The sequence below is a fragment of the Streptomyces sp. NPDC093064 genome, assembly GCF_044754605.1.
GTDB lineage: Bacteria > Actinomycetota > Actinomycetes > Streptomycetales > Streptomycetaceae > Streptomyces.
This window is the reverse complement of the sequence record NZ_JBIVPK010000024.1, coordinates 1-25627: the sequence shown is the minus strand read 5'-3', so window position 1 is coordinate 25627 and position 25627 is coordinate 1. Positions and strand designations below refer to the sequence as shown.

Below are 25627 nucleotides of genomic sequence, written 5' to 3'. Positions count from 1 at the left end.
GGCTATGAAGGCAGTGCTCCAGGAGCGGGTCGGGCCGCCGGACATCCTGCGGCTGCAGGAAGTCGACCGGCCCCGGGCCGGGGTCGGCCAGGTGCTGGTTCGTGTGCACGCCGCCGCGCTCAACCCCTACGACTGGCACATGATGCGCGGTGACCCTTACGCGGCGCGGCTGATGGGAGGCATGGGACTGAGCCGTCCGAAGTGCCGGGTGGCCGGCATCGACGCGGCCGGAGTGGTGGAGGCTGTCGGCGCCGGCGTAGGAGGGCTCCGGCCCGGCACTCCGGTACTGGGCTTCTGCGCGTTCGCCGAATACGCGTGCGCCACGGCGGAGTTGGTGGTGCCCAAGAAGCCCGAGCGTCTGTCCTTCGAGCAGGCCGCTGCCGTGCCGATGGGGGCGGTGACCGCACTGCGCGGCATCCGGACGGTGGGCCGGGTCCGGTCCGGGCAGCGGGTGCTGGTCAACGGGGCGGGCGGCGGCGTGGGCACCTTCGCCGTACAGATCGCGGCCGGCCTGGACGCGGAGGTCACCGGGGTGTGCAGCGCCGGCAGCACCGAACTGGTGCGCTCACTGGGCGCCGCGCACGTCATCGACTACGCCCGCGAGGACTTCACCGACAGACGCGTCCGCTACGACGTGATCCTGGACAACGTGGGAAACTTTCCGCCGGGCCGACTGCGTCGGGCGCTCACCCCGACCGGAGTCCTGGTGGCCAACTGCGGCGGCTCACCCGGCCGGGTGTTCGGGGCGATCGGCTCCATGCTGAAACTGGCCGCGGTCAACGCGGTCACCCGGAACAGCCTGCGCCCGATCGTCCCGGCGACCCCGGGTGGTCCGGCCCACGAGGACCTGCTCGCCGTGATCGCGCTCATCGAGGCCGGTCAGGTCACTCCCGTGGTCGGCCGGACCTACTCCCTGGCCGATACGGCCGAGGCCATGCGCCACGTGGAGGAGGGCCACTCCCGCGGCAAGACCGTGATCACTGTGCGCTGACGTACGGGCTGCCGGTCGTGCTCGGTCCCCGGGGGCTCAGTGCTTCCGAAGCCGGTGACACCACCCCCCGGGCCATGCGTTCGACAGGGGGACCAGTCATGCCGGCTCCAGAGGCCGGGAGCCCCATTGCGGGGCCATGAAGAAGCGGGGTGGTGCCGACCAGACGAAGGGCGGCGATCTCGGTTGGGCCGTGTGGCATGACGCTCTCAGCGCACCAGGCAGACCTCGGCCGATCACTGCTGCCGCACCCCAACCCTCGGTACAGCAGGCCGTACCGCAGCCGGCGGTCAAGCACACCCGCAGCAGGAGGTCCCGGTCGTGACCGGACAACCGGAGCCCCGCCCGGGCGCCCGAGGCTGCGTCCGGCCGCTTTCACGCCAGGCCTCGCCGACTCCGGACCGGCTGAAGCGCCTCCAGGTTGCGTACCCCGTTCCTCCGACGAGTGCCCGTGAGTGTGTCCTCGATCAGCTCGACGGTCGGTCCCTGCCTGCTCCGGTCAGTTCGAAGCTGTGGTGAGAAAGCTCGACCACGTCAGGCGACGGAGGGTCGCGTCTCGGTCCAGTCGACCATCAGCCTGCGTTCGGCGAACAGCCACCCGCCGTCCTGCTTGACGAACTCGTCGAGATAGCGGATAGAGGCGATCATCAGCGACCGCTGCCCGTCCCCGTCCACCGACAGGTGATGCGCCAGGCAATAGCTTTCAGCCGTGGCCCGGTCTCCGTCCAGCGAAACCGTGCTCTGCCCGTTGAAGTGAGTGGTGGTTTCGTACGTGTTCAGATTGTCGAAGACCGGGGCCAGCGAGACGCGGCCGTGCAACTCCTGAGTCGGCTCGGCAGCCGTGGCGTCCATGAAAACGAGGAACCGGGTGTCGGAAGTGAAGAGCGCCATCTGCCCCTTCGCGTCGCGGCGGTCCGCACAGTGGGCATAGGCGTCGATCAGTTCACGGATGGCCAGCCGGTCGGCGGCCTCGTGGGGTGAGATAGCGGAATGGGAAGCCATGTCGTTCTCCCTCGGGGAAATATCTGACGAGTACATAACAACAGTCGCGCCGGCGCGATGTTCTAGACATCGGGAAGGGTGTGGCCGCGCGGCCACACCCACCCGTGGATCACGTGAACGCCCCGGGGCGTGCGAGCCGGTGATCGCGGAGCTCACGTCGTCCGGATCGTGGGTTTGCGGAGCAGTGACGCGGCGGTCGATCACCCTGTCTTCGTGGCGGTGGTTTCGCTCTCGCTGCCCAATCGGTTGATTTCCGGGCTGTACAGGATCCGCTGCTCGCTCGCTCCGGGGCGGGTGACGGCGAGCATGGCGCGGCCGATGTGTTCGGTGGTCGTGGTGTGACGGGGGGCGAGGCGGTGCAGCAGCGGGTAGAGCCAGGAGGTGAGGCCGTAGAGGACGCGATAGATCGGAGTCCTGGAGACTGCTCCGTGCCTGGGGTGGATATAGGCGGGGCGGAACATGTACGCGTCCATCGGCATGGCCAGCAGGGCGTTTTCGGTGCGGCCCTTGACGCGGCCCCACATGGTCCGGCCGCGTTCGCTGCTGTCGGTGCCCTCTCCCGAGACGTAGGTGAAGGTCAGTCCGGGGTTGGACGCGGACACGGCACGCGCGGCAGCGAGGGTGCCGTCGTAGGTGATGCGGGTGTACTCCGCCTCACTGCGACCGGAGGAGGACATGCCGAGACAGTAGAAGCAGGCGTCGTAACCGGCCAGTTGTTCGGAGATGGCGGACAGATCGGTGAAGTCCTGGTGGATGACTTCCCGCAGCTTGGGATGGCTGATGTCCAGCGAGTTGCGGACCACCACCAGCACACGCGTGACGGCGGGGTCGAGGAGACAGGCACGCAGTACGCCCTGTCCGATCATGCCGGACGCGCCGAAGATGACGACTTTCACGGGCAGACTCCAGGTAGTGGGTGGAGGTTCAGGTCCGCAACACCGAGGTAGCGGTCGACGACGGTGGCGCGCCGGCGCTCACGGTCAATGTCGGCGCCCATGGCGGGCGTGAGCGGGGTGTTGCTCAGGGAAAGCACGGGCATGAGGTCACACGGATCCCCAGCGGGTAGTGCATCCTTCCCGCCCGGTGAGAAGTTCGGTGGGGCGTAGGTCGGGTCTCAGCCGTTGAGCGTGCTCATGAACTCGGGTGCGTAGCGGTCGCCGATGACGACGCCGTGCGGGGCCACCGTCTCGATCGCGGCGAGGTCCTCGGCGGAGAGGGTCACATCGGTCGCGGCGATGTTTTCCTCCAGGTAGCGGCGGCGCTTGGTGCCCGGGATGGCGACCGCACCCTGGTGCTGGACCCAGGCGAGGGCCAGTTGGGAGGGCGTGACGTCCTTGGCGGAGGCGATGCGGCGCACCTCGCGGACGACGTCGAGGTTGTGGTCGAAGTTCTCGCCCTGGAAGCGGGGGTCCGTCCGGCGCCAGTCGTCCTCGGCGAAGTCGTCGGGGCTGGTGATGGCGCCGGAGAGGAAGCCGCGCCCCAGCGGGGAGTAGGCGACCAGCCCGATCTCCAGTTCCCGCAGGGTGTCGAGCACGCCGTTGTGTTCGATGTCGCGTTCGAAGAGCGAGTACTCGGTCTGGACAGCGGTGAGCGGGTGCACGGCGTGGGCACGCCGGATCGTCTGGGCGGACGCCTCGCACACGCCGATGTGGCGGACCTTGCCCTCGGCAACCAGATCGGCCAGCGTGCCGACGGTCTCCTCGATGGGCACCTTGGGGTCGATGCGGTGCAGGTAGTACAGGTCGACGTGGTCCGTGCCCAGGTGCCGCAGCGAACGATCGAGTGCCCGGCGCACGTACTCGGGCCGGCCGTTCAGGTCGAGCACGCTGCCGTCGTCGGTGATCTCCACGCCGGTCTTGGTGGCAAGGACGGCGGCATCCCGGCGCCCGGCCAGCGCCTTGCCGAGGAGCTGCTCGTTGGCGAAGGGGCCGTAGCTCTCGGCGGTGTCCAGCAGGGTGACGCCCAGCTCCAGCGCGCGATCGATCGTTGCCAGCGACTCGGTCTCGTCGGTGGCGCCGTAGAAGACGCTCATGCCCATGCAGCCGAGACCCTGCACGCTGACGGTCAGCCCTTGGCTGCCCAGTGCGCGGTGTTCCATAGGGGTTCCTCCTAGGTATCTAACTGGATAGTTACATATCGTAGAGCGGCTGTCCGCGGGTGTCAATAACTAGATAGTTACTTGCTATGGTGGCGGACATGCCACGGGACTCCAGCGCCACCAAGGCCAGGCTGCTCGACGCCGCCTTCACCGAATTCGCCGCCTACGGCATCGCCGGCGCCCGAGTGGACCGGATCGCCGAGGCGGCAGGTGCGAACAAGCGGCTGATCTACGTCTACTTCGGCAACAAGGAGCAGTTGTTCGACGAGGTGCTGCAACGGGCGATGACAGAGGGTGCCGAGTCGGTCCCGTTCGACGTCGAGGACCTGCCCGGATACGCCGGCGCGATCTTCGACCACCTCGTCGCCCGGCCGGACCTGATGCGCCTGCGACTGTGGAAGCTACTGGAACGGCCCTCCACCACCGGACTCGAACCGGACGCCTTCCGGCGCAAAGTCGCGGACGTGGCCGACGCGCAGCAGCGTGGCGATCTCGCCCCGGAGGTACAGCCGGACGATCTCCTGACCATGGTCCTCGCCATGGCCCAGGCGTGGTTCTGGGCCGCCGAGGACGTCGACCCCGGACAGGTCAGCCAGTCCTGGTCGCCGGAGCGACTGGCCCTGCACCGCTCAGCAGTTGTCGAGGCCGCCCGCCGGATCAGCCAGAACACCGCTCAGGGCTCGTAACGCGATCCGGTCGTTCGCCGGCAACGCCGCCCCGTGCTCTTTCCTGCCTTTCAGCCGCGGCGGTGCCTGGCCGCCATCGCGTGAAACACCTTCTTCGGTTTCCAACGGGTCTCGTCGAGCACGCGGACCACGCCGTAGGAGCCGAGATCCGCGTCTCCGGGCCTGCTGTAACCGGCGAAGGTAAACCAGAGTGCGGTGTCTACCCCTTCCTCTTCGAAGGCGTCCAGCAGCTCGATGAGGTAACGAACCTGCTCGTCCTCGTCCGGCACCGCGTCGTGCGGCACCTGCCAGGCCGAGCCGCCGCGCTCGCCCGCGCCCCGGTAGGCGCAGGTTCCGTACTCGGTCACCGCGACGGGCTTGCCGTGTGCGAGGTGTCCCCGCAGTTCGGACCGGAAGGTGTCGGCGTTGTACGCGGCGCGGTAGGCATCGATGCCGACGAGGTCGAACGGACTCCAGTCAACGAACTCCCAGGGAGCCGAGGCGTACGTGATGCGCCCGCCGAAGCGGGCACGTACCGTCTCGGCGGCTTGCGCGAGGAAGACGTTGAGACGTTCCTGCACCGGGCCAAGGCCGTTCCACCACTCCATGTCGGCCTCAGCCATGGCCCGCAGACGGTCGCCGTAGGTGTCACCCGGGATGAAGCCGCCGCAGAACGCGCTCATCTCACAGCCCGCGACGAACACCACTTCGGCGCCGGTCCGTCGTACGGCTTCGGCCCGGCGGGCACAGTCGGCGAAGAACGACAGCAGCCGGTCGGGGGGAAGGTCGACGGGGAACGGGGCGAACCACACCTCGAGGCCGGCGGCCGCCGCATAGCGGGCGGCGGTGCTCAGCCGTTCGGGATCACGGCCGGAGACGCGTACGGCGTCGCAGTGCAGCTCGTCGGATATCACCGCCATGTCATGCCGGACCGTTTCGTGGGTGAAGGTCTTGCGGGAGAGGTCCTGTCCGGGGAGGAACCCGGTGTCGTAGTTGATGCCCCGTGCGCGCACGTCACTGCCCCTTCAGGTGATGGACGCCGTGCTCCAGCAGGGCGAAGGCGAGTTCGGTTTCCTTGGCCAGGGCACGGGCCGCCTCCTGTGGTGATGCGCCGCCGGCCAGGAGCTGGAAGAAGGACTCCCGGAGCGTGAGCACGGTCGCAGCGCTGCCATCTGCCCGTCCGTGAACGCCTCATAGTGGGCCTGAAGCGCCTGAAGCGGGGAGTGCCCTGGTGACCGTCGGGCGACGATCTCGGCCAGGTTCTCCTGTCCCACGCCCTGCAGCGCGAGCAACTCCTTACTGGGGAAGTACGTGAAGAGGGTGGCCTTGGCGACTCCGGCGGCCTCGGCGATTTCACTGACCGTCACGGCATCGAAGCCACGCTCGGCGAACAACTCCAATGCCACAGCGGTGATGCGCCGCTTCGTCTGTTCCTTCTTGCGCTCGCGAAGCCCAGCCATAGGGAGACCATAACCAGACTCGGTTCAGAATTGAACTGGGTACGGAGATGGAGCGGATTGCGAGTGTTTCACAGGGCCGGGGACTTCCGCAGCAGGGCCGTGAGCCTTCCAACCTGCCCCAGGAGCTTGACAGTTGGTCTGGTAGCGTGACGAAGTCCCTGGTAGTCGGGGTATGACGAGTTGCGTACATCAGCCGCTGTCAGCGGCCCGCGGATGGGGCAGGGGGGCCCGAACTCATGTGCGAACGTGAGGCTATGGTGCTTGCATGGCGCTACCCATCCTCATATCCGTCAGGCTCCGCCTGAGATCTGCTCAGTTGACTGCTGCCACGATGCCCGGGCTCGCAGCTGGAGGCCAGCCATGAACCGGCCTTTGCGGGCGGTTGCAGTCTTCTGTGGCCTGCTGATGCTGGCCTTGTTGGTCCGGGCGAACTGGCTGCAATACGTGGACGCTGAGGCGCTGGCGTCGGATACGAATAATCGCCGCGTGCTGATCGAACGGTTCGCCTCTCCGCGGGGTGACATCATCGTCGGTGGCGAGGCGGTGACCGGGTCCGAGGCGGTCGCGGGCAGGGAACTCAAGTACAAGCGCATCTACGTCAATGGGCCGATGTACGCGCCGGTGACCGGCTTCGCGTCGCAGGCGCAGGGCATGTCGCTGCTGGAGAAGACCTATGACGGCATCCTGTCAGGGAAGGACGACCGTCTGGCGTTCCAGCACTTCTTGGACGTGGCGACGGGCAAGGACCGTGGCACTGGGGCCGTGGTGACCACGATCGACCCGCGGGCGCAGAAGGCGGCCTATAAGGGGCTGACCGGTCTGAAGGGTGCGCGGGGGGCTGTGGTCGCTCTGGATCCGAAGACCGGGAAGGTGCTGGCCCTGGCGTCGGCGCCGTCCTACGATCCGTCGGTGTTCGCGGGCAACACCTTCAAGGAGTCCGATAGGTTCGTGGCCCTGGACAAGGACAAGCGCAAGCCGCTGGCGAACCGGCCGCTGCGGGAGACCTATCCGCCCGGATCCACGTTCAAGATCCTCACGGCTGCCGCGGCCCTTGAGCACGGCGTGGTCACGGACATCGACGCCCCGAGCGAGGCGGATTCCCCCTACCAGCTGCCCCAGGCGACGAACCGGATCGGCAGCGAGGCCGGCGACGCGGTCTGCAGCAAGGCTTCCTTGAAGACCGCGATGCAGTACTCCTGTAACAACGTCTTCCTCGACGCCGCCGCCAAGCTGGGGGAGGACCGGATGCGCGAGACGGCGGAGAAATTCGGGTTCAACAAGGACGTTTACTCACCGGACTTCGGAGACCTGCGCGCCACGAAGAGCATCTATCCGCAGGACCTGGACAAGCCAGGAACCGCTCTGACCGGCATGGGCCAAGGGAGCCTCACCAGCACCCCCATGCAGATGGCCCTAGTCACCGCGGCACTGGCCAACGACGGCAAACTCATGCAGCCCTACATCGTCGACGAGATCCGCGGACCGGACCTGAGCACCCTGGAGAAGACTGAGCCGGCCGTCATGAGCCAGGCCGTCTCCGCTCCCACTGCCCAGAAGGTGCAGCAGATGATGGAGCACACTGCCAAAGAAGGCAGCGCCCAGCGCGCGCTGATCGACGGCATCGTTGTCGGCGGCAAGACCGGCACCGCGCAGCGAGGCGTGAACGTCGCGGATGAAGTGCCTTACGGCTGGTTCGTCTCCTACGGCAAAAGGCCTGACGGTGCCTCGGTTGCCGTCGCCGTGTTCATTGACCCCACCGGCATGGACATCTCCCGCCAGGACATCTCGGGCGGCCGACTCGGCGCTCCCATCGCCCGCAGCGTCATGAAGGCAGTGCTGCAGAAGTAGAGAGGCTCGCACCAGGCCGGGCATCCAGGGAGGAGGTGTCCGATCGGCAACGGTCAGACACCTCTCCGCACCAGGCACTACGGTGACGATCCTGCCGCCCGTGTACGCGGCCCGCTTTTTTCTCCATTCAGTGGCTTCGTTCATCTCAAGGAACAGCGGAGATGACTCCGCACTGGTCGAGGAGACGGTCGAGGACGGCGGTGGCCGGTGCTCTGGCTCTTGCAACGCACCGGCTCGCCGGCCTTCGCCGAGCTGGGGACGGCCGGGCTTATTGGGATGTACTCAAGCCGAGACCACCCGTGCCCTGGCGCTGCGGCGCGCCCGTGCCGAGCGCGCTCAGCGCTCCCATGCCGGGACCGACGCGCCGCAGCCACCAGCGGTCCGGCGTATGGGGTGAACCGTCCCGCCCCGAGCGCTGGATCCCACCTGCAGCAGAAGGAGGGCCGCAGCCGGCATTTCGGCGCGACTCGGTGGGCCATCAGTCCCACGCTGGGATGAAGGAGCTTGATGCTGGATGTCGGTCGTTCGTGGCGGTGTCAGGTGAGGTAGTCGGCGACGAGGGCGGCGAACTCGTCCGGTGTGGCGAGGCGGATGCCGAGGTCTTCGGCCTTGGCGCGCTTGGACCCGGCGTTGTCGCCGGCGACCACCAGGGTGGTCTTCTTCGACACGCTGGAGGAGGAGCGGCCTCCGGCCCGTTCGATGAGTTCGTTCATCTGGTTTCGGCTGAGCTGCTCCAGCGGTCCGGTCATCGTGCCCGTTGCCACGACCGTCATCCCCGTGAGCGGGCCGGCGGCCGGGGCACCGACGCTCCCGGTGTTCGCGTTGGTAGCTGACGGGGGAGTGGCGCCGGGCTCGGTCATGTTCACCCCGGCCGTGGCGAGTTTGTCGATCAGAGGGGCGAGCTCGGAAAGTTCGGCGACGATCGACGCTGCCTTCTCGGCACCGATGCCTTCGACCGCCTGCAGCGCGTCGGCGTCGGCAGCCCGGATGCTGTCCATGGTGGCAAAGTGCCGGGCGATCCGCCGAGACATGGAGCGGCCCGTCCCACGGACGCCGAGGGCGCACAAAACCCGCGACAGCGGCTGCGTCTTGGCCGCTGCCAGCGCGGCGAGCAGGTTGTCGCTGCTGGTTTCCCCCATCCGCTCCAGCGACAGGAGCTGGTCGCGCGTGAGGGTGAACAGGTCGGCGAGATCGGTGACCAGACCAGCGTCGACGAGTTGCACGACGCGCGTGGCGCCCAGGCCTTCGACGTCGAGCTGGTCGCGGCCCGCGGCGTAGGAGAGGGAAGCGACCAGGTGGCAGTTGCGGCCCTGCTCGCAGCGCCAGCGTTCCTCGCTGGTATCGATATCGGACCCGCACCGCGGGCACACCCCGGGGAACACGATCGGCTGTTCGGCGCCGGTACGCAGGTGGGCGACGGGGGCCTCGATGCGAGGGATGACGTCGCCGGCCCGGTGGACCATGACGTGGTCGCCCAGGCGCAGATCGCGGCGGGTGATGTCGGCCGGGTTGTGCAGCGTGGCGTAGGTGATGGTGGACCCGTCGATCTCGACCGGTTCCAGGACCCCGCGGGGGGCGATGATGCCCGTGCGGCCCACGTTCCACTCCACTGCGAGCAGCCGGGTGATCTTCTCGACGGCGGGCAGTTTGTAGGCGATCGCCCAGCGCGGGGAGCGCGATCCGGATCCGGCGGCCTGCTGGTCGGCGGCCAGATCGGCCCTGATGACGATGCCATCGATACCGAACGGCAGCTGGGCACGCAGCGCGGCGATCTCCTGCACACGATCCAGGACCTGCTCGACCGTGTCGGCGGTGACGCCGGGCACGGCAGTGGCGGCCGTGGTGTTCACACCGAGCTCGGCAGCCCGCGCCATGAGCTCACTGTGTGCGAGGGGGCCAAGCCGTGTGGCCACGTCGGTGTCGGGCGTCGGCAGCAGGCCGTAGCCGAAGAACGTCATCGGTACGGTGTAGGCACGGTCCTTGGCACGCAGGGTGCCCGCCGCGGCGTTGCGCGGGTTCGCGAACGGCTGCCCGCCATGTGCGGTGCGCACCTCGTTGGCGTGCTCGAACTGGGCGGTGGTCATCAGCACTTCGCCGCGTATCTCCACCGTGACCGGCTCGGGCAGTTCGTCGGGTAGGCCCGCGATGGTGCCGATCGCGTGCGAGACGTCCTCCCCGGCGATCCCGTCGCCCCGGGTGATCAGCCGGGTCAGTCGGCCTTGGGTGTAGCGGGCGGCGACGGCCAGTCCGTCGAGCTTCGGCTCCACGCTGAAGCGTTCCGCCTCATGACCGATGCGGCGGGCCAGCGAGGCCGCCCAGGCAGCGAACTGCTCCGGCGAGAACACGTTGTCCAGACTCAGCATCGCCACCGTGTGGGGAACATCGCCCTCGGCCGCGCCGCCGGCGACCTTCCCGGTCGGCGAGGCGGGCAGCGTCTGGTCGGGATGATCGGCCTCCCAGGCGGCGATGCCCCGCACCAGCCGGTCGTAGGCGTCGTCATCCAGGGGCGAGGTACCGCCCGCGTAGTAGGCGGCAGCGGCCTTCACCGCATCCTCGACCGCCTGCGCGTAGGCGGCGGCATCCACGATCTGCACAACGGGTGTCGTCATGCCCGCCATCCTGCCTGCCACCACTGACAACGCCCCGTACGCGCGGTCGCGCCGACGCAGCGGACGTGGTGCTCCTTCGCCCTGCGGCAGGATGTACCGCTGTCCACTGTCCGCTGGCCGGGGTGGGCTGCCCACCGCGTCCGGTGACTTGGAGCGAGACGCCGGGTTGCGGCATCACCCTTATGGACCAGAGCAGGACGTCCCCATCGAGACCCCCGGCAGGCTTCCCGCGCTCGTAGGCGCGCTCGACCCGTCGGCCGACAACGTCGTGACCGCGGGCGCGTCAGCGCGTTCCGTGGAGGCCGGTGGCCGTCATGCGCATGCACCAGGGCGATGCGACGATCGTTGGTAACCGGCAGTCGACCGCGAACGGGCACGCGCCCGCCGAGGGCCCGGCCCGAGGGCCACTGGTGCGGGGCTCCGGCCGTCGTCGTACACCTGCCCACTGGCCTGCTGAAACGGGCGAATCATGGCTGATTCCTAGGAGCTTGTGGGAACCCCGTGGGAACACTGCGGCTAGCCTCCGGCCATGGCGAGCGTTGTTCCGCGCAAGAACAGTCGCGGGGATATCACCAGTTTTCAGGTGAAGTGGCGAGAGGGGGGCTCGAGAACCGGTGACTGGCAGATCGAGCGCTTCGACGACGAGGACTCGGCCGGGGTCTTCAAGAAGGCCGTTGACGAGGCGGGGCAGCACTGGCCCCCGGGCTGGGTGAAGGGCAAGGGGTTCATCGACGAGGCGTCAGCCGACGAACTGCGGTACCGCGGCGATGGCCCGGTCCCGGTCGCTTGTCATGTACTGATAGATCAGTGCGGCGCGTGAGCTGCTGTGACCCATCCGCGCCATCAGCTCCCGCGTGCTGGCCCCGGCAGTCGAGGCCAGTGTGTTGCCCGTGTGCCGAAGATCGTGGAAGTGCAGCTCGACCGTGACGCCCGCAGCCTTCCGGGCCTTGACCCAGTCGTCCCGGAAGTTGCTCCGCCGCAACTGCCCGCCCTGGGGCCCGACGAAGACGTGACCGTCACGGCCGGGGGCGGCGACCGGGACGGGGGCGATCCATGGGCTGGGCGGGATCGGCAAGAGCACGCTCGCCCTGCACTACGCACACAAAGTCGTCCGGCCGAGCGGGCGTGCCGGCCACGATCCGCGAGAGCCGCCCCAGCCTCAGCGAATTGGCGCAATGGCCACCCGCCAGACGACGGGTGGCCATTGCGCCAATGCAGGCGCGCTAGTTGGCGACGGTGACGGCGACCGAAGCCGTGGTCACGTGGCCCAGGGTGTCGATGACCGTAGCGCTCAGGGTGTGCGCCCCGTTTTTCACCTTGGTGGTGTCGAGGCTGTAGTCCAGCTCGCCGTTCGCCGGGTTGACCGTATTCACGAGGCCCTTGCCGTCCAGGCGGAGCTGGTATGACTTGAGGTTCGCGCCGGCAACCTCGGCCGCGACCTGAGCGGTGCCACTCAGCACAGCACCGGCCGTGGGGGCCGCGAACGCGACGATCGGGGCATCCGTCAGAGTGAAGTGCTGCGTGGTGACGTTGCCCGCGAGGTCCGCGACAGTGATCGTGTTGTCACCGAGGACCGCGTGGTAGGAACCGGGGCGGATGTGGCTGAGCCCCACCACCGGCGCGCTCGGAAGCACAACCGGGAAGCCGTTCACCTTCACCTGGCCGATGTCGCCGGCGTCGCGCATCACAAAGGAGACAGCCTGGTAGGTGCCGTCGAAGCCGACGTTCATCCCCGGGTTGTCGTTGAGCGAGATCGTCGGCGGGGTGCCGTCGAGCCGGAAGGTCAGCGGGGCGATTTCACCGGCGGCGGTGTAGAGCTTCAGCTCGTTGGTGCCCTCGACCGCGCCCAGAACGCCCGGCTTCACGCCGTTGAGGTCGTAGTCGACGACGTTGTTGACGTCAGTCATGACACCGTTGATCGAGAACTTGTCCACCAGCGTGGACGCGTGCAGAGCGAAGTCCACGGAGCTGTACACGCCGGCCGAGCCGATCGAGGTGTCCTTGATCGTGATGGTCGGAGCGTGCTGAACGCCCGGGCTCCCCAGGTAGAGGTCCTTGACCTCGGCAGGGTACAGCGCCCGGTCGAAGAGGAAGAACTCGTCGATGTCGAGGACGTTGCCGATGTTGTAGTGCCCGGTGCCGTCGTTGCCGATCATGGTGCTCAGCGCTGTGAACGGCTGACCGGCGAACTTGGCGATGCTGCCAGAGCCCGACTGCACGCCGTCGATGTACAGGGTGACGGTCCCCGCGGCGCGATCGACCGTGAAGGCCACCTGGTGCCAGGTGCCGTCCGTGATGGGCTTGGCCGTGGTGTAGTCCACGCGGCCCACACCGCCGGCGTTGATGTTGAGCACGATGTTGCTCGTGCGGGTCGAGAACACGAAGCCTGGGTTGGAGCCGCTATTCCAGTCCTTGTTGCCGAAGATCGACGGGTCACTGCCGGTCTGCGTGGACCGGACCCACGTCGCCATGGTGAAGCTGTAGTTCGCCGGGTAGCTCGAGAGGTCGTCCAGACGAACCCATGAGTTGGTCGAGTTGAAGTGCGCGGCCTGACCGAACTTGCCCTGGACGTAGGAGACGTCGTTCGCGGTCGTCGCAGCCCCGGTGGTGCTGTTGGCGTTGCCGTCGAACGGGAGGTAGTAGTGCAGCGAGGTCGAGAGCGCATCGGGGAGGTTCAGCGGGTCCCCGCCCGGCAGACCGGCCTGGTAGTCGGCCTGGATCTGCGCGGCGCTGATGGCCTGGTCGTAGAAGTTCACGTTGTCGAACAGCGCGTCCGTCTGCGGCGCGTAGTTCAGGGCGCCGTTCTGACCGATCGCGAACGGCAGGCCCGAGTCGAGGTTGTCACCGGTGGCGACGGTGGTCGTCGCGCCCGCCTGCTTGCCGTCCACGTACCACTTCGCGGTGCCGGCGGTGCGGTCCACGGCCGCGGCCACGTGGTGCCACGCGCCGACGGTGGGCGCATTGCCCAGGGTCACGTGGACACCCTCGGTGCCGAAGCAGCCGAGCAAGGAGCCGTTGCTGCCCGAGGCGTTGTAGGTGGCGAAAGCGTTGTCGCTGCACGAGCCGCCGTGCTGGTTGGCGAAGAGGTAGGCATCCCCCGTGTACGAGTTCTGCTTGACCCAGAAGTCGTAGGAGAAGCTGCCGCTGGCGTCGGTCTTGCCGGCGATGCGCGGAAGCGTGATCTGGTGGCCGGCGGAGACGTGGGCGGCCTGACCGGACAGTCCGGGCGCGTAGGCGGGGGTGCCGTGCCAGGTGCCGTTGTTGCCGTTGCCACTGGAGTCGGTCGTGGTGGTTCCGGAATCTGAGTCGAAGGTGTACGACACCACCGGCGCAACGAGGCCGGACGCGGATGCCGCATGGGCAGCGACCGCGCCACCCACGGCGAAGGAACTCAGGCCGGTGATGGCCAGAGATGTCGAGAGCACGGTCGTGAGTGCGCGTCTGGCGAATCCGCCGGCGCGGAACCGCGACCTCGCGGGGAGGGCTTTGTGGGACATGGGAGTTCATCTCATTTCGAAAGATTGCCAATGGGGATGTCAAGTCGGTCGAAGGTGCGGCGGAGCTTCGTGCGGCGGTGGGCGGCAGGTTGAGCGGCACCACTGGCGCTCGTCACGAGAACATGCCTCGCCCCAGCCAGTCCTCGCGGTTCCGCACTCCGGGGAGGGCGAAGAAGTAGCCGCCGCCGAACGGGGAGATGTAGTCGACCAGCGGCTCGTCGATCAGGCGCTTCTGCACCGTCACGAACTGGCGCTCGAGATCCTGGTTGAAGCAGACGAAGATCAGCCCCATGTCGAGCTGACCGTTGGGGTCGGTGCCGCCGCTGTAGTTGAACCCGCGACGCAGCATCCGCTGATCGTCTGCCGAGCCGTCGTGCGGGTTGGCCACGCGGATGTGCGCTGTGACCGGGACGACGTTGCCGTATGGGTCGCGTTCGTAGTTCGGCACGTCGAACTCCTTGCTGCCGGCGAGCGGCGCGCCGCTGTCGCGGTCGCGGCCGATCATGCGCTGCTGCTCCGTGATCGAGACCCGGTCCCAGAACTCGACGAACATCCGGATCAGGCGCACGACGTGGTACGAGCCGCCCTCGACCCAGTCGGGCTCCCGGTGGCCGCCGTGCGTCCAGACGAGACGGTCGACGAGCGTGCGATCGCCGGTGAACTCCTGGTTGGCGGTGCCGTCCTTGAAACCGAGCAGGTTCCGCGGCGTGCCACTCGGCCGCGGCGGGCTCACGAAGCCTTCCTTGCGCCACAACACCTGCAGGTCGGCGCGAGTGGCGCGCATGAGGATGCGCAGCGCGTGCAGTGCTGTGTCGCGATTGTTGGCGCAGATCTGCAGGAGCAGGTCTCCGTCGCACATGCTGCGGTCGAGGGCGTCGTTGGGGAACTCGTCCATGGGCCGCAGCAACGCCGGCTTGGCGTTCGCGAGGCCGTACCGCTTGTCGAAGAGACTGGCGCCCACGCTGACCGTGACGGTGAGCCCGTCCGGAACGACCTGGGTGCCGAGCACGCCGTTCTCATAGCTGGTCGATGCCATGCCGTCGTACGGCACGTCCTCACCGCTTGTCAGGTAGCGAATGGTGGACGTGAGCGTCTGCAGCGTCTGCTGAAGCTGAGCCCGGTCGGCTGAGGTGACCGTGAACGAAACGAAGACGGCGGCGCGCTGTGGCGGTTCCAGGATGCCCGCCTGGTGGGCTCCTTCGAAGGGGTAGCTCGCCGACGGCGCCTGCTCGGTGCCGGGCGCGGCGGTCGCCGCGCTCACGGCGTCGTCTCGCACGCCGGCCGAGGCCGTGATCGCGGCAGCGACGGCGCCGGCCGAGCCGACGGCGAGGGCGCCGAGGAGGCCTCGCCGGGTGGTGTGCGGGTTCATTTGCCGTTGCCTCCGGTCGCGCCGCTGCCGTCGTTCCCAATGCCGCGTCCCTCGTCGGGACTGTCGCGAGGCTCGGTGATGGGTGGGATGTGGGAGAGAAGCTCGACGGCCTGCTGGACATGAGCATTGAGTTCGGCTCGTTGCACAGCGGTGAGGGAGGTCAGCGGCACCCAGCCGTTCGCATGGTGATAGCTCTCGACGAGCACCTGGGTCTGGCGCAGCCAGCTCTGCGTCCGGCCGAGCCACGGATCCTGAGCAGTCAGCAGCGGCACCAGCGGCTGAAGCGCGTGAAAGGTGCCGGTGATGTTCGCATCGACGGTGGCGAGCTCGGTGTGGCTGCCGGCATCGCCGATCCCGTTGAGGTCCTTGCCGAGCGTGTCCTCGAGGATCTCATGGGCACGGATGCCCATGTCGAGCGGCGTGATCGAGTTCGGCTTGGCGAGCTCAGCCGGCAGCTTTCCGACATTCGCGATCAATGCGTCGGCGTACGGCGCGATCTCCGCCGGCGGCTCGCCTGCCCAGAGCAGCGCCTCGATCTTGCGGAAGCCGGTGAGGTGAGGTGCGGTGACCGCGGCGACGTCGCTCGGTGGGTCGCCGTTGATCGCGTCACCCAGTTTCCCGAATGCGCCGTATGCGGCGCCGAGCTTCTCGTAGCTGAGATGCGCTGTCAACCAGTCCCGCTTCGCTGCGCCCACGTCGCCGGCGTGCAGATCCGCAGCAAGCTGCGTGACCTGCCTGCTCAGCGTCGGCAGCTGGCTCTGCACCCAAGCCGTGTACTGATTAATGGGTATCCGAAGGTCGAGCGGCGTGACGGGCACGATCCCATTCACGGCTGTTGTTCCGGCGCCGCCGCCACCAGTATTGCCGGTTACGGCGATCGGCTTGCTCGACTTGATGGTGTATGCGGTGATGCAGACCCATTTGTAAGTGCCGGGCGGGATGACCCCGGTGACCTGGCGAGTGGCGTTGATGCCGAAGTTCTCGACCTCGAGATAGATCTTCTTGCTGCGGGTGTCTTGGAGGTAGATCTCCATGTCGTCGCCCTCATCGTTCAGGACGTCAAAGCTGTAGTTGCCGGTGGGGCCGCCGCGCCAGTCGTCGATGCAGCTCGGCGTGCCGGACACGACGTGCACCTCAGTGCCCGCCGCCGTCCGCTTGACCGGGTGCGCCGCCCACGCCGCCGCGGTGGCGTCGACGAAGGGGCCTTTCGCCGGAGAGTGCTGGCCAGCGGGCCACAAGCTGACCGCGACGATCGTCACCGTCGCGACGGCGACCGCCGCTACGCCCGAGGCCCACGGCAGCAACCGCCGCCGTGGCCCCCCGTCAACGTGCGGCGCCTTCTGATCGGGTGCCGTGTGCATATCGCTTAGATCTGGGCGACGCGGCCGGCGTAGCGCTGCTTCCAGCCGTCGACCCCCTTGGCGGTGATGACGATGTCGTAGTAGCCCGACTTGGTCGGCCAGGTGACGACCTTCGACGCGCCCGCAGCCACCGAGATGGCCTGGTCGCGATCGAGGAAGTCGTTGGCGACCAGCTCGAAGGTCAGCGCCTGCGAGCCGTCGCTGTGGAGGGTGAGCTTGACCTGCTGGCTGGCACCCGAGCCGCGGACCAACTCGACCTCGATCCGCGGGATGGCGCCGTCGGTCTGCGCGGCCGGGACGACCTGGCCGGCGAACGTACGAACGAAGCGGTCCGGGCCGTAGATCGAGAACGCGTACTGACCACCGGTCTGTGTCGCGTCCCACGTGTGCGTGCGCGGGTGGGTGTTGCTGACCGTGTACGGCGTGCCGTACGTCTGCTGCGGGAGGTACTTGTCGGGGAAGACCAGCATGCTCGCACCCTTGCCCGGGCGACCGCCGTCGAAGCTCATGGCCGCGGTGACCGTGCCGGCGGTGCGGTCCTCGACCAGCGTGGCGTGCTGGTGGAACGCGAGCGGGCGGACCTTGAGCGGGCCGGTGCTGTCCTGCGTCGGCATGGCCTGCCGGCCGACCGGCGGCTGCGGCACGGGCGGCAGCGTCTTGTCCTTGTCGACGACCGCGGCCAGGCTTGCCGGGGTCGGCAGCGACGGGAACGAGTTGTCGAAGCGGGTGAAGTCGATCGCCGAGAGCATGTCGCCTGCGACCGTACGGCGCCAGGCGCTGATGTGCTTGCAGATGGCCGGCTTGCCGAGAGCGGTGGTCCACTGCTCGAGCAGCATGATCGTCGAGGTGTGGTCGAAGACCTCGGAGCAGACGTAGCCGCCGCGGGTCCACGGAGAGATCATCACGAGCGGGACGCGACCGCCGAAGCCCGGGTTCAGACCCGGCGCACCCTCGCCCGGTGTGCCGTCCTCGGGGATGGCCGGCAGCACGTGGTCGAAGAAACCGCCCTGGCCGATGCGGTTGGCGCCGTTCGGCTCGTCGTAGTTGAGGATGATGAGGGTCGAGTCCCACAGCTCCGGGTTGTCGTGCACGGCCTGGATGACGCGATCGACATAGATCGCGCCGTCATTGGGGGCGTGGTTCGGGTGCTCGCTCCACGAGGCCGGCGAGGTGACCCAAGAGACCTGCGGCAGGGTGCCCGCAGCGCAGTCGGCGATGAAGTCGCGCAGCACGTAATCGAGGTTGGTTCGGTCGTTCTTCTGATCCGCCGGCGGGTTCGTGTAGTCCTTGGTGATCCCGCCACGGGCGAGCAGACCCTTGCCGGGCTCGAAGTCGTCTGCGGAGGCGTTGACTGGGTTGTAACTCGCGAAGTCACGCAGCGTGTTGTCCTCGTAGTCGCCGAACCAGCCGACGTCCTTGTTGTTGTCGACGTACATCTGCCAGGTGACGCCCGCTTTCTGGAGGACCTCCGGGTAGGTCTCCCACTGGAACAGGAACTGGCCGTTCTGGCTGTTGTTGATGCGCGGGCCGCCGCCGAGGATGCCCTGCGGGTCGTTGGTGCCGGTCCACATCATGATGCGGTTCGGGTCGGTGCTGGTGTTGAGGGAGCAGTGGTAGTGGTCGGCCACCGTCCACGCCTTCGCTATGGCGTGGTGGAACGGCACGTCCTGCTCCTCGAAGTAGAACATGCGGCTGCTGGTGTTCTGCGCGTTGTACTTCGTGGTGTCCGCGCGGTACGGCAGGAGATAGCCCTCGGCGCGGCTGTTCGGCTCGTAGAAGTTGGTCTGGCCGTTCTGCCAGGTCAGTGCCTGCTTGTCGTTGAAGCCGCGCGCGCCCGGCAGGTTCAGCGTCCCGAAGATGTGGTCGAAGGACCGGTTCTCCTGGGTGACGATGACGATGTGCTTCAGGTCGGCGATGGTGCCGGTCCGGCCCGTCGGCATCGCCGCAGCGGATGCCTGCAGGCGATCGGCACCCAGCCCGGCGGACACCGCGGCACCGGCCGCGGCCGTCAACCCGACGGCCTTGACGAACTTGCGGCGCGTGAAGTGCCGCCCCGAGGAGGGCGCACTCGCAGCGGGCATGGCGCCCGACTCGGGCTCTACGAAGTTGTCCTCGTTGTTCGACATGGAGATGCCTCGTCTCGTCGTGATGCGAAGTCGTTGGGGAATCCGTGGACCACCCGCGGCCTCAGAGGCTCATTGCCGCGAGTGTCGACGAGGGAACACATGGCGGAACCACAGCCGAACCCCAGCTGTGGACTAGACCCGTTATTGGTTCGTTATCTAGATGGTTCGTGCCCGCCATCGGGCCGGCGGGTCTGGGTGCGCGGGTGCGGTGGGGAGTCCCGGCGGCTGCACGAATGCGGCCACCACTGACTCGCCGTGCGGGAGGTCGGCAGGCCTACAAACTGGCCGTCTCTCACGCTCTGCATGGAGTCGGTAACTGAACTGGCTGCTGCCGTCGACAGCAGCGACCCATCGGCAGGGTTGGCCGGGGTGGCTGCTCTGCGCCGTTTGCTGGACGAACTGGAAGCGTTGCATGTGAGCAACGCCCGTGCCCAGGGCTGGTCGTGGGAAGCCATCGCCTCTGCACTTGGCGTGAAGCGGCAGTCCGCACACAGAAAGCACGCTGGTCACGTCGCGAGTCGGATTTCTGGGGGTCAGAGGTGACCATGCTCACGGGGTTCACTCAGCCCGCGCGCCGGGTTGTCGTGCGGGCGGGGGTTCTGGCCATCGACGCTGGCCGGGATCTCCTCGGCACCGGACATCTCCTGGCGGCCCTCGCTGAGGTCGGTCCCACCTGCTTGCCATCGCAGGCGCTCGACCTCACTCCTTTCGCCGTACTTGCCGAGGTTGAAGAGCGTGGGGAGACCGATCGACGTCTCCGTGCGCATCCTTCACCGCCTCGGCGTCGATCTTCGCCGATTCTGGACGGATCTGGAACGCTGGCACGCAGCAGCCTAAAGACGTCACGCGGATGCGCGTGGGGCTACAAGACCGACAGGCCCCGGGCGGTACGCGGTAAGACTTTCCCTACTTCATCAAGGGCTCGCTTCGCTCGCCGTCGCTCCCGGCCTCCTGAACTGCAAGCAGTCCGATCAGGGATCGAAGGTGCCGCGCACAGCGCGGCGGCGCCGGTCGGTCGCCGCCGCGCCGCCCCTCCTTGCCTACGTCACCGGGGCCGCGCGCCGTCGCCCGCCCGCGCCCACAAGGGGGCGAAGACCAGGCCGGGGGCGGAACTGAAACGGCACAGCCAAGGTCAGAACAGTGCCTCCGGCGGGGGATCGGCCGGCACCGGGATGGAGGGGGCGCCGTACCCGACTGCGAGTCCGTTGTGGTGTGCGTGGGGTGCTCCCATCCCGTACGCCATCGACCCAGGCAGAGCCGAGCAGACGCGGCCCAGGGCGTCCAGGATGCTCCTATAGATCGTCAAGCGGCGTGTAGGAGGTTTGGCTGTGGGATATTCGTGCTGGTCAGGTGCTTGTAGACCTCTCGTGCGATGAAGCGTTTGAGGCAGCGGAAGATGTCCTTCTTGGACATCCCTTCGGTAGTGCGTCGCGCGACGTAGAGCCGGGTGCGGGGGTCGTAGCGCATCCGCACGAGGGCGATCGTGTGGAGGGCGTGGTTGGCCTGGCGGTCGCCGCCGCGGTTGAGGCGGTGGCGGTTGGTCCGGTCGGAACTGGCGGAGATGGGGGCTGCCCCGCAGAGGTGGGCGGAGGAAGCTTCGGACTTCAGCCGGTCGGGATTGTCACCTGCGGTGATCAGGAGTTGGGCAGCTGTCTCGGTGCCACACCGGGAGGCCGTGCAGCAGGGTGGACACCGCCACACCGGACAGCAGCGCGATGGCGAAAGCGCAGGCTCTGGTCTGCGTCCAGGCGAAATCGAACAGCTGGCGAACCGATGAGGTCAGGGGACCGGTGATGTATGCGCTGAAGCTGAACATGTTGCACTGGAGGACGAGCGTGCATGGAGGGAAGGTTCCAGTGAACCCACGGCGGCGCCGAGCAATGCAGCCAGTCCAGCGTCCGTAATCCGATTCTGCCGATGCCAAGGCCTGGGTTGGTAGGCACCCTTGGGCGGCGCGTAATCGTCAAGACTTGTGGATCGTGTGTTCTAGGATCCTGGGATGAGCGACGAGCTTCTTCACCTCACGGTCCTGGGCTGCGCGACGCCCTACCCGAGCGTGGACAATCCGTGCTCCGGCTATCTGGTGTCGAGCGGGGGCACCCGTATTTGGGTGGACGCGGGCAGCGGGACGCTCGGCCCGCTCCAGCGTCATGTGCGGCTGGATGAGCTCGATGCGATCTGGATCTCGCATCTGCACGCCGATCACAGCGCGGACCTGCTCACCGCGTACTACGGCGCCCTGTACGCGGACATTCACCTCGCAGCGCCGATCCCTCTCTACGGTCCGCCTGGAATCGCCGACCGGCTGGCCAATTTTCTCACCAATACTCCGGCTCGCAGCCCGATCGAATCCGCCTTCGCGGTAACCGAGTTGCATGACGGGCATCAGGCGGCCGTTGGCTCCCTCCGGCTGACCAGCCGGGCGGTGTCGCACGGCATTCCGGCCTTCGCCGTGCGCATCGAGGCGGCGGGCAAGTCGCTGGTGTACTCCGGAGACACGGCACCGTGCCCGAGCCTCACGGAGCTGGCCGAGGGATGCGACGTGCTGTTGTGCGAGGCCGAGAGCGCACAGGCACCAGTCGAGGGCAAACAGGTGCACCACACGCCCGAGGACACCGGCGAAACAGCCAGCACGGCCGGGGCGGGCCGACTGATCGTCACGCACGTCGGCCGCTTCCTCACACCGCGGCAAGCGGTGGCACGTGCCGCGGCGCGGTTCGATGGTCCCGTCGACTACGCCGCCCCCGATGCCACCTTCTCAATCGGCTAGCCGCGGCCGCCGTGGGGCGTTCGACAAGGCAGCCACGTTCGAAGCGGGCTCCGGCGCGGACGAGGGCGACGAGGTGGGGCGCGTTCACGGCCCGCCACCGCTGCTGGGCGGACTCGACGAGCTTGAAACCCATGGCCAAGGCGGCGGTGCGGGAGCCGGCACCGCGGGTGACCTTGGTCCGCAGCCGGACCGTGGAGAAGGTCGACTCAATGGGGTTCGTGGTCCGCAGATGGATCCAGTGCTCGGCCGGAAAGTCGTAGAACGCCAGCAGTTCCTCCTCGTCGGTGATCTTCTTGACCGCCTTGGGGAACTTCGCGCCGTACAGCTGGGCGAACGTCCTGACCGCCGCCTCGGCGCGGTCGCGGTCTTCGGCGTTGTAGATGTCCCGGATGGCCTTCTTCGCGCCGGGCTGCGCCGACTTCGGCATGGAGTCAAGGGCATTGGCCGTTTTGTGAACCCAGCATCTTTGCTCGCGGGTGTCGGGGAACACCTCGGCCAGGGCCTTCCAGAAGCCCAGGGCGCCGTCGCCGACCGCGAGGATCGGGGCGCGCATGCCGCGGCAGGCGCAGTCGCGCATCAGGTCGGCCCACGACTCGGCGGACTCGCGGTAGCCGGCCTTGAGCGCGACCAGCTCCTTGGAGCCGTCGGCGCGGACCCCGATGAGCACCAGGACGCACGCCTTGGCCTCCTCCAGGCGGACGTTGAGGTGGATGCCGTCGGCCCACACGTACACGTAGTCGACCTCGGACAGGTCGCGGTCCATGAAGACAGTGTGGTCGGCCTGCCACTGCGTCGTCAGCCGGGTGACCGTCGCCGCCGAGAGCCCGGCAGAGGAGCCGAGGAACTGCTCCAGGGCAGGCACGAAGTCGCCGGAGGACAGGCCGTGGAGGTAGAGCAGCGGCAGTACCTCGCTGATCTTCGGGGACTTGGGGCACCACGGCGGCAGGATCGCGGAGGAGAACCGCTTGCGCTCGCCCGTGGCCTCGTCGATGCGCTTGTCGTTCACCCGTGGGGCCTTCACTTCGACCGCGCCAGCCGCGGTGGTGACCTGCCGGGGCTGGTGTTAGCCGTTGCGGACCACCAGGCGGTGTCCACATTCGTCGCGCTCATCGGCCAACTCGGCTGCATAAGCATTGACTTCGGCCTCCAGTGCGGCGGCCAGCATCCGCCGTGCGCCCTCCCGGACGATCCCATCCCGACGCGGCAACGTCGGTCTTGCTCGATGACCTATCGATCGATCCATCGGGAAGGTACGCCTCCCCACGGTGACATCGCTGCCACGACGGTTTTCAAGATTCCTCACAGCTTGACGGAGACGCCCCGGCCGTGGAGGTGAAAGGATCCCCCCCGTGCCCAACGCCGCCCAGGAGGGTTCGTATGAATGTCGCGATAGCCGTGGGGGCTCCCAAGGGGCATCTGGACTATCTGGCCGTCGACGGCGCGCGGTTCTGTGTGGAGATGGCACGCCAGAGTTTCGGTGGCCCGCCCGCCGGGTTCTGGGTGTTTCAACGGAAGTCGGTCCGGGTTCCGGTGCCCGCGGAAGACATGGCGCGATGGGTCGACGAGTGGTTCGCCAAGGGCGACCCGGTCGACGCCCTGCGGGGTGAGCGGCAGAGCAACGCGGCCGAGCGTCTGTGGCCACGTCGTGTTCGCCAAGTACGCCAGGCATCCCGGGACCAGGCCGAACCCGTTTCTGCAGAGGGCTCTGCGGATGGGGCGCTGAGCAGGCATTTCACGCACAAGCGGGGGTCTCTACAAGAGACTTCGGTGTCTGTGGACGTCAGGTCACGTCGTGTGCGCAGCCGAGCCGGACCGGTGGTTGTCCCGCCGCTCCTGCCGGGCGACCATCAGGATCCAACCGGCGGCCATCAGGGTGCCTGCTGTGCCTGCCACCACGATTAGACCTTCGGTGGGAAGCATGTCGTCGCCGCTCGGATACCTTTGGCCGCACAGCCGCACCGTCTCTGGGGGCTCGGTCTTGGCTTCGAGGCACACGGCCGAGGCATCGATGCGCCGGGCGTCCGCTATCTCGCCAGCCAGCGAACAGCCTCCCGCCAGTGCCACCCCCAGGGACCCCGCCGCAATCGCAAGTGGCAACCTCGTCCCGCGCCCGAACACGCCCCACCGCATGCCGACAGTGTCACACGTGTACCCCTGCCCTGACTGTCCTGCGGCGCCTACTGAGGTTGAACTTGTCCACAGGGGCGGCGATCGATCAGGGTTGCGCTTCTAGGGTCTGTTTCAGAAGTGGATCAAGCTCTGTGATGATCACCCGTGTGGGACGTGGGGATCTGACGAGTGCGCAGTGGACCAGGCTGGAGCCGTTGTTGCCGGTTGGAAAGAAGCCGGGACGCCCTCCGGTCTGGTCCAAGCGACAGTTGATGGACGGCATACGGTGGCGGACCCGGACGGGTGCGCCATGGCGGGATGTTCCGCTCAGGTACGGCGAGTGGGAGACCGTCTACGGGTGAGCTTGTTCCGCTTTGACCCGCGGCCGGCCAGTAGCGGCCCGCGGTATCAGGGGAGCGAGTAACTCCCACTCCTGATCGGTGAGTTCATGGCGGCGTATCAAAGGTTCGCCGGTTTGGTGATCGTGACGGTTGGATGGGCGGCGACGTCCGATCCGACCGCTGGAGGCGCGGTGGCCGAGCCTGTCCGTGTGCGCAGACTGACCGACCAGGAGGGGCATAAGCTGCAGCAGATCGTGCGTCGGGGCAGCACCAGCTCGGTGCGCTACCGGCGCGCGATGATGCTGCTGGCCGCGGCCGGCGGGAACCGGGTGCCGGTGATTGCCCAGCTGGTGCAGGCCGACGAGGACACCGTCCGGGACGTGATCCACCGCTTCAACGAGATCGGTCTGGCTTGTCTGGACCCTCGCTGGGCGGGAGGCCGTCCCCGCCGACTCAGCCCTGACGACGAGGAATTCGTCATCCAGACGACCACCACCCGCCCCACCAAACTGGGCCAGCCCTTCACTCACTGGTCCCTGCGCAAACTCATCGCCTACCTGCGGAAACGCCAGAAGGGCCCCGGATACGCGGCCTAACTTTCGCGTGTGGAAAGCCAGTTGAGGCACGTTGGGTGAGGAGAGCTGGTCGCGGGGGCGCGGCGTGCAGGGCGGAGTCGATTCGGATCTGTCAAGGAAGTCGTCGTCGAGATCGTCGACCATGGCGGTGGCGGTCGCGAGGGTGGTGCGGACGTGGTCGAGCTTTCGTGCAAGAGATGGTCAACTTGCGTTGATCCTATGGAACGATCACCGCCATGGAGATTCTTCGGTACGTGTTCCTCGTCTTCCACCTCTTCGGGTTCGCTGCGATCATGGGTGGCCTCTTCTACCAGCTGAGAGGGAAGGACCCGGTGACCGGCAGCTACATGCCGATCAGCGCGGTCGTTCAGCTGGTCACCGGTGCGGGACTCATATGGACCCGGACGTCCCTGGACCTTCCAGTGGACAACGCGAAGATGGGGGTGAAACTGGCCCTGGACGTCCTGGTAGCGGTGGTGGCGCTGGTGGGCATGCGCAACAAGCAGGCGTGGGCCTTCTACGCCGTTGGGACGTTCACGGCGGCCGCAGTCGTCGTGGCCGTCGCATGGAAGTAGTTCCACAGCGGGCCTGGGCGCGCATTCGGAGCACGAACACGCCTCAGATTGGCCGATTCGTGAGGACGGACAGCGCCTTGATCACGCGCTTCAACGTGCCGCCACTGTAGGCCGCGGGTCGGATAGGTTCTTGATCTGTCACGGCAGCTGTAGTTCTGGTCATGGCTGGTCCTGAAGAGCGTGTCGGCGCTGGTGGCAGGCTCGTGCGATGGCTTGATGGCGGCGGCGCCAGGC

18 protein-coding genes and 5 pseudogenes are annotated in these 25627 nt (G+C 67.6%); 7 read left to right on the top strand and 16 right to left on the bottom strand.

The features are described from left to right. Positions 1 to 4: 4 nt before the first annotated feature. Positions 5 to 991 (top strand): NAD(P)-dependent alcohol dehydrogenase, encoded by a 987-nt coding sequence (locus ACIQFZ_RS25850; RefSeq protein ID WP_402692247.1) that lies wholly within the window; start codon positions 5 to 7, stop codon positions 989 to 991. A 531-nt stretch (positions 992 to 1522) separates the two neighbouring features. Here ACIQFZ_RS25850 and ACIQFZ_RS25845 read toward each other — a convergent pair. The 4 genes from ACIQFZ_RS25845 to ACIQFZ_RS25830 form a co-directional block, all read right to left on the bottom strand. Then, complete coding sequence (locus ACIQFZ_RS25845; RefSeq protein WP_402692246.1) at positions 1523 to 2194, bottom strand: nuclear transport factor 2 family protein; 672 nt, start codon at positions 2192 to 2194, stop codon at positions 1523 to 1525. Further along, positions 2191 to 2886 carry an NAD-dependent epimerase/dehydratase family protein gene (locus ACIQFZ_RS25840; protein ID WP_402692245.1) on the bottom strand — a complete coding sequence of 232 codons (696 nt, stop codon included), beginning with the start codon at positions 2884 to 2886 and terminating at the stop codon, positions 2191 to 2193. Before ACIQFZ_RS25840 ends, ACIQFZ_RS25845 begins: the two co-directional genes overlap by 4 nt. Then, positions 2883 to 3029 carry a hypothetical protein gene (locus ACIQFZ_RS25835; RefSeq protein WP_365424589.1) on the bottom strand — a complete coding sequence of 49 codons (147 nt, stop codon included), beginning with the start codon at positions 3027 to 3029 and terminating at the stop codon, positions 2883 to 2885. The genes ACIQFZ_RS25840 and ACIQFZ_RS25835 overlap by 4 nt, the downstream gene beginning before the upstream one ends. Before the next feature lie 75 nt (positions 3030 to 3104). After that, entirely contained in the window at positions 3105 to 4088 is a 984-nt protein-coding gene (locus ACIQFZ_RS25830) for an aldo/keto reductase (RefSeq protein WP_402692244.1), read from the bottom strand. Positions 4089 to 4186: 98 nt separating this feature from the next. On the opposite strand from ACIQFZ_RS25830, the gene ACIQFZ_RS25825 reads away from it, so the two are divergent. Then, positions 4187 to 4774, top strand: coding sequence for a TetR family transcriptional regulator (locus tag ACIQFZ_RS25825; protein WP_365424585.1), 588 nt, complete (start codon positions 4187 to 4189; stop codon positions 4772 to 4774). Positions 4775 to 4824: 50 nt separating this feature from the next. Here ACIQFZ_RS25825 and ACIQFZ_RS25820 read toward each other — a convergent pair whose 3' ends face one another. The 3 genes and pseudogenes from ACIQFZ_RS25820 to ACIQFZ_RS25810 form a co-directional block, all read right to left on the bottom strand. After that, the gene (locus tag ACIQFZ_RS25820; RefSeq protein ID WP_383059287.1) at positions 4825 to 5766 is read right to left on the bottom strand and encodes a hypothetical protein; all 942 of its coding nucleotides are present in this window, start codon (positions 5764 to 5766) and stop codon (positions 4825 to 4827) included. Between the two features lies 1 nt (position 5767). Beyond that, on the bottom strand, positions 5768 to 5908 hold the full coding sequence (locus tag ACIQFZ_RS25815) for a hypothetical protein (protein WP_365775334.1): 141 nt from the start codon (positions 5906 to 5908) through the stop codon (positions 5768 to 5770). Positions 5909 to 6096: 188 nt separating this feature from the next. Next, positions 6097 to 6213: pseudogene (locus ACIQFZ_RS25810) on the bottom strand (TetR family transcriptional regulator); the annotation flags it as partial. A gap of 360 nt (positions 6214 to 6573) precedes the next feature. Between ACIQFZ_RS25810 and ACIQFZ_RS25805 the strand changes: the two are divergent. Further along, positions 6574 to 8061 carry a penicillin-binding protein 2 gene (locus ACIQFZ_RS25805; protein ID WP_365424579.1) on the top strand — a complete coding sequence of 496 codons (1488 nt, stop codon included), beginning with the start codon at positions 6574 to 6576 and terminating at the stop codon, positions 8059 to 8061. A gap of 536 nt (positions 8062 to 8597) precedes the next feature. Here the strand turns inward: ACIQFZ_RS25805 and ligA are convergent. From ligA to ACIQFZ_RS25765, 8 genes and pseudogenes are all read right to left on the bottom strand, one after another. Then, positions 8598 to 10670, bottom strand: coding sequence for an NAD-dependent DNA ligase LigA (ligA, locus tag ACIQFZ_RS25800; protein ID WP_402692243.1), 2073 nt, complete (start codon positions 10668 to 10670; stop codon positions 8598 to 8600). A 739-nt stretch (positions 10671 to 11409) separates the two neighbouring features. Beyond that, positions 11410 to 11703 (bottom strand): annotated as a pseudogene (locus tag ACIQFZ_RS25795) (tyrosine-type recombinase/integrase); the annotation flags it as partial. Between the two features lie 190 nt (positions 11704 to 11893). Next, positions 11894 to 14095 (bottom strand): LamG domain-containing protein, encoded by a 2202-nt coding sequence (locus ACIQFZ_RS25790; protein ID WP_402692242.1) that lies wholly within the window; start codon positions 14093 to 14095, stop codon positions 11894 to 11896. 184 nt (positions 14096 to 14279) lie between these two features. Continuing rightward, a complete protein-coding gene (gene efeB / locus ACIQFZ_RS25785) occupies positions 14280 to 15536 on the bottom strand; it encodes an iron uptake transporter deferrochelatase/peroxidase subunit (RefSeq protein WP_365424573.1) in 1257 nt (418 codons plus the stop codon). Then, positions 15533 to 16795, bottom strand: coding sequence for an imelysin family protein (locus ACIQFZ_RS25780; protein ID WP_383059292.1), 1263 nt, complete (start codon positions 16793 to 16795; stop codon positions 15533 to 15535). Before ACIQFZ_RS25780 ends, efeB begins: the two co-directional genes overlap by 4 nt. A 107-nt stretch (positions 16796 to 16902) precedes the next feature. Further along, on the bottom strand, positions 16903 to 19023 hold the full coding sequence (locus ACIQFZ_RS25775) for an alkaline phosphatase family protein (protein ID WP_402692241.1): 2121 nt from the start codon (positions 19021 to 19023) through the stop codon (positions 16903 to 16905). 533 nt (positions 19024 to 19556) lie between these two features. Then, the gene (locus tag ACIQFZ_RS25770) at positions 19557 to 19790 is read right to left on the bottom strand and encodes a hypothetical protein (RefSeq protein ID WP_402692240.1); all 234 of its coding nucleotides are present in this window, start codon (positions 19788 to 19790) and stop codon (positions 19557 to 19559) included. A gap of 535 nt (positions 19791 to 20325) precedes the next feature. Further along, a pseudogene (locus ACIQFZ_RS25765) lies at positions 20326 to 20679 on the bottom strand (transposase); the annotation flags it as partial. A gap of 343 nt (positions 20680 to 21022) precedes the next feature. Here ACIQFZ_RS25765 and ACIQFZ_RS25760 point away from each other — a divergent pair. Beyond that, positions 21023 to 21793, top strand: a complete 771-nt coding sequence (locus tag ACIQFZ_RS25760) for an MBL fold metallo-hydrolase (protein ID WP_365434429.1) — start codon at positions 21023 to 21025, stop codon at positions 21791 to 21793. On the opposite strand, the pseudogene ACIQFZ_RS25755 reads toward ACIQFZ_RS25760, so the two are convergent. Beyond that, a pseudogene (locus ACIQFZ_RS25755) lies at positions 21702 to 23036 on the bottom strand (IS256 family transposase). The gene ACIQFZ_RS25760 and the pseudogene ACIQFZ_RS25755 overlap by 92 nt on opposite strands. Positions 23037 to 24057: 1021 nt before the next feature. Here ACIQFZ_RS25755 and ACIQFZ_RS25750 point away from each other — a divergent pair. From ACIQFZ_RS25750 to ACIQFZ_RS25740, 3 genes and pseudogenes are all read left to right on the top strand, one after another. Continuing rightward, on the top strand, positions 24058 to 24264 hold the full coding sequence (locus ACIQFZ_RS25750) for a transposase (protein ID WP_402692239.1): 207 nt from the start codon (positions 24058 to 24060) through the stop codon (positions 24262 to 24264). A 170-nt stretch (positions 24265 to 24434) separates the two neighbouring features. Further along, positions 24435 to 24809, top strand: a pseudogene (locus ACIQFZ_RS25745) (transposase); the annotation flags it as partial. Between the two features lie 245 nt (positions 24810 to 25054). Beyond that, positions 25055 to 25393, top strand: a complete 339-nt coding sequence (locus ACIQFZ_RS25740) for a hypothetical protein (protein ID WP_365434424.1) — start codon at positions 25055 to 25057, stop codon at positions 25391 to 25393. Positions 25394 to 25627 lie beyond the last annotated feature (234 nt).

Excerpts from the sequence above, each read along its gene's own strand:
- ligA (WP_402692243.1), bottom strand. The coding sequence starts at position 10,670 with ATGACGACACCCGTTGTGCAGATCGTGGATGCCGCCGCCTACGCGCAG.
- ACIQFZ_RS25770 (WP_402692240.1), bottom strand. The coding sequence starts at position 19,790 with ATGCGCACGGAGACGTCGATCGGTCTCCCCACGCTCTTCAACCTCGGC.
- ACIQFZ_RS25750 (WP_402692239.1), top strand. The coding sequence starts at position 24,058 with ATGATCACCCGTGTGGGACGTGGGGATCTGACGAGTGCGCAGTGGACC.
- ACIQFZ_RS25740 (WP_365434424.1), top strand. The coding sequence starts at position 25,055 with ATGGAGATTCTTCGGTACGTGTTCCTCGTCTTCCACCTCTTCGGGTTC.
- ACIQFZ_RS25850 (WP_402692247.1), top strand. The coding sequence starts at position 5 with ATGAAGGCAGTGCTCCAGGAGCGGGTCGGGCCGCCGGACATCCTGCGG.
- ACIQFZ_RS25805 (WP_365424579.1), top strand. The coding sequence starts at position 6,574 with ATGAACCGGCCTTTGCGGGCGGTTGCAGTCTTCTGTGGCCTGCTGATG.
- ACIQFZ_RS25830 (WP_402692244.1), bottom strand. The coding sequence starts at position 4,088 with ATGGAACACCGCGCACTGGGCAGCCAAGGGCTGACCGTCAGCGTGCAG.
- ACIQFZ_RS25835 (WP_365424589.1), bottom strand. The coding sequence starts at position 3,029 with ATGCCCGTGCTTTCCCTGAGCAACACCCCGCTCACGCCCGCCATGGGC.
- ACIQFZ_RS25825 (WP_365424585.1), top strand. The coding sequence starts at position 4,187 with ATGCCACGGGACTCCAGCGCCACCAAGGCCAGGCTGCTCGACGCCGCC.
- ACIQFZ_RS25775 (WP_402692241.1), bottom strand. The coding sequence starts at position 19,023 with ATGTCGAACAACGAGGACAACTTCGTAGAGCCCGAGTCGGGCGCCATG.
- efeB (WP_365424573.1), bottom strand. The coding sequence starts at position 15,536 with ATGAACCCGCACACCACCCGGCGAGGCCTCCTCGGCGCCCTCGCCGTC.
- ACIQFZ_RS25760 (WP_365434429.1), top strand. The coding sequence starts at position 21,023 with ATGAGCGACGAGCTTCTTCACCTCACGGTCCTGGGCTGCGCGACGCCC.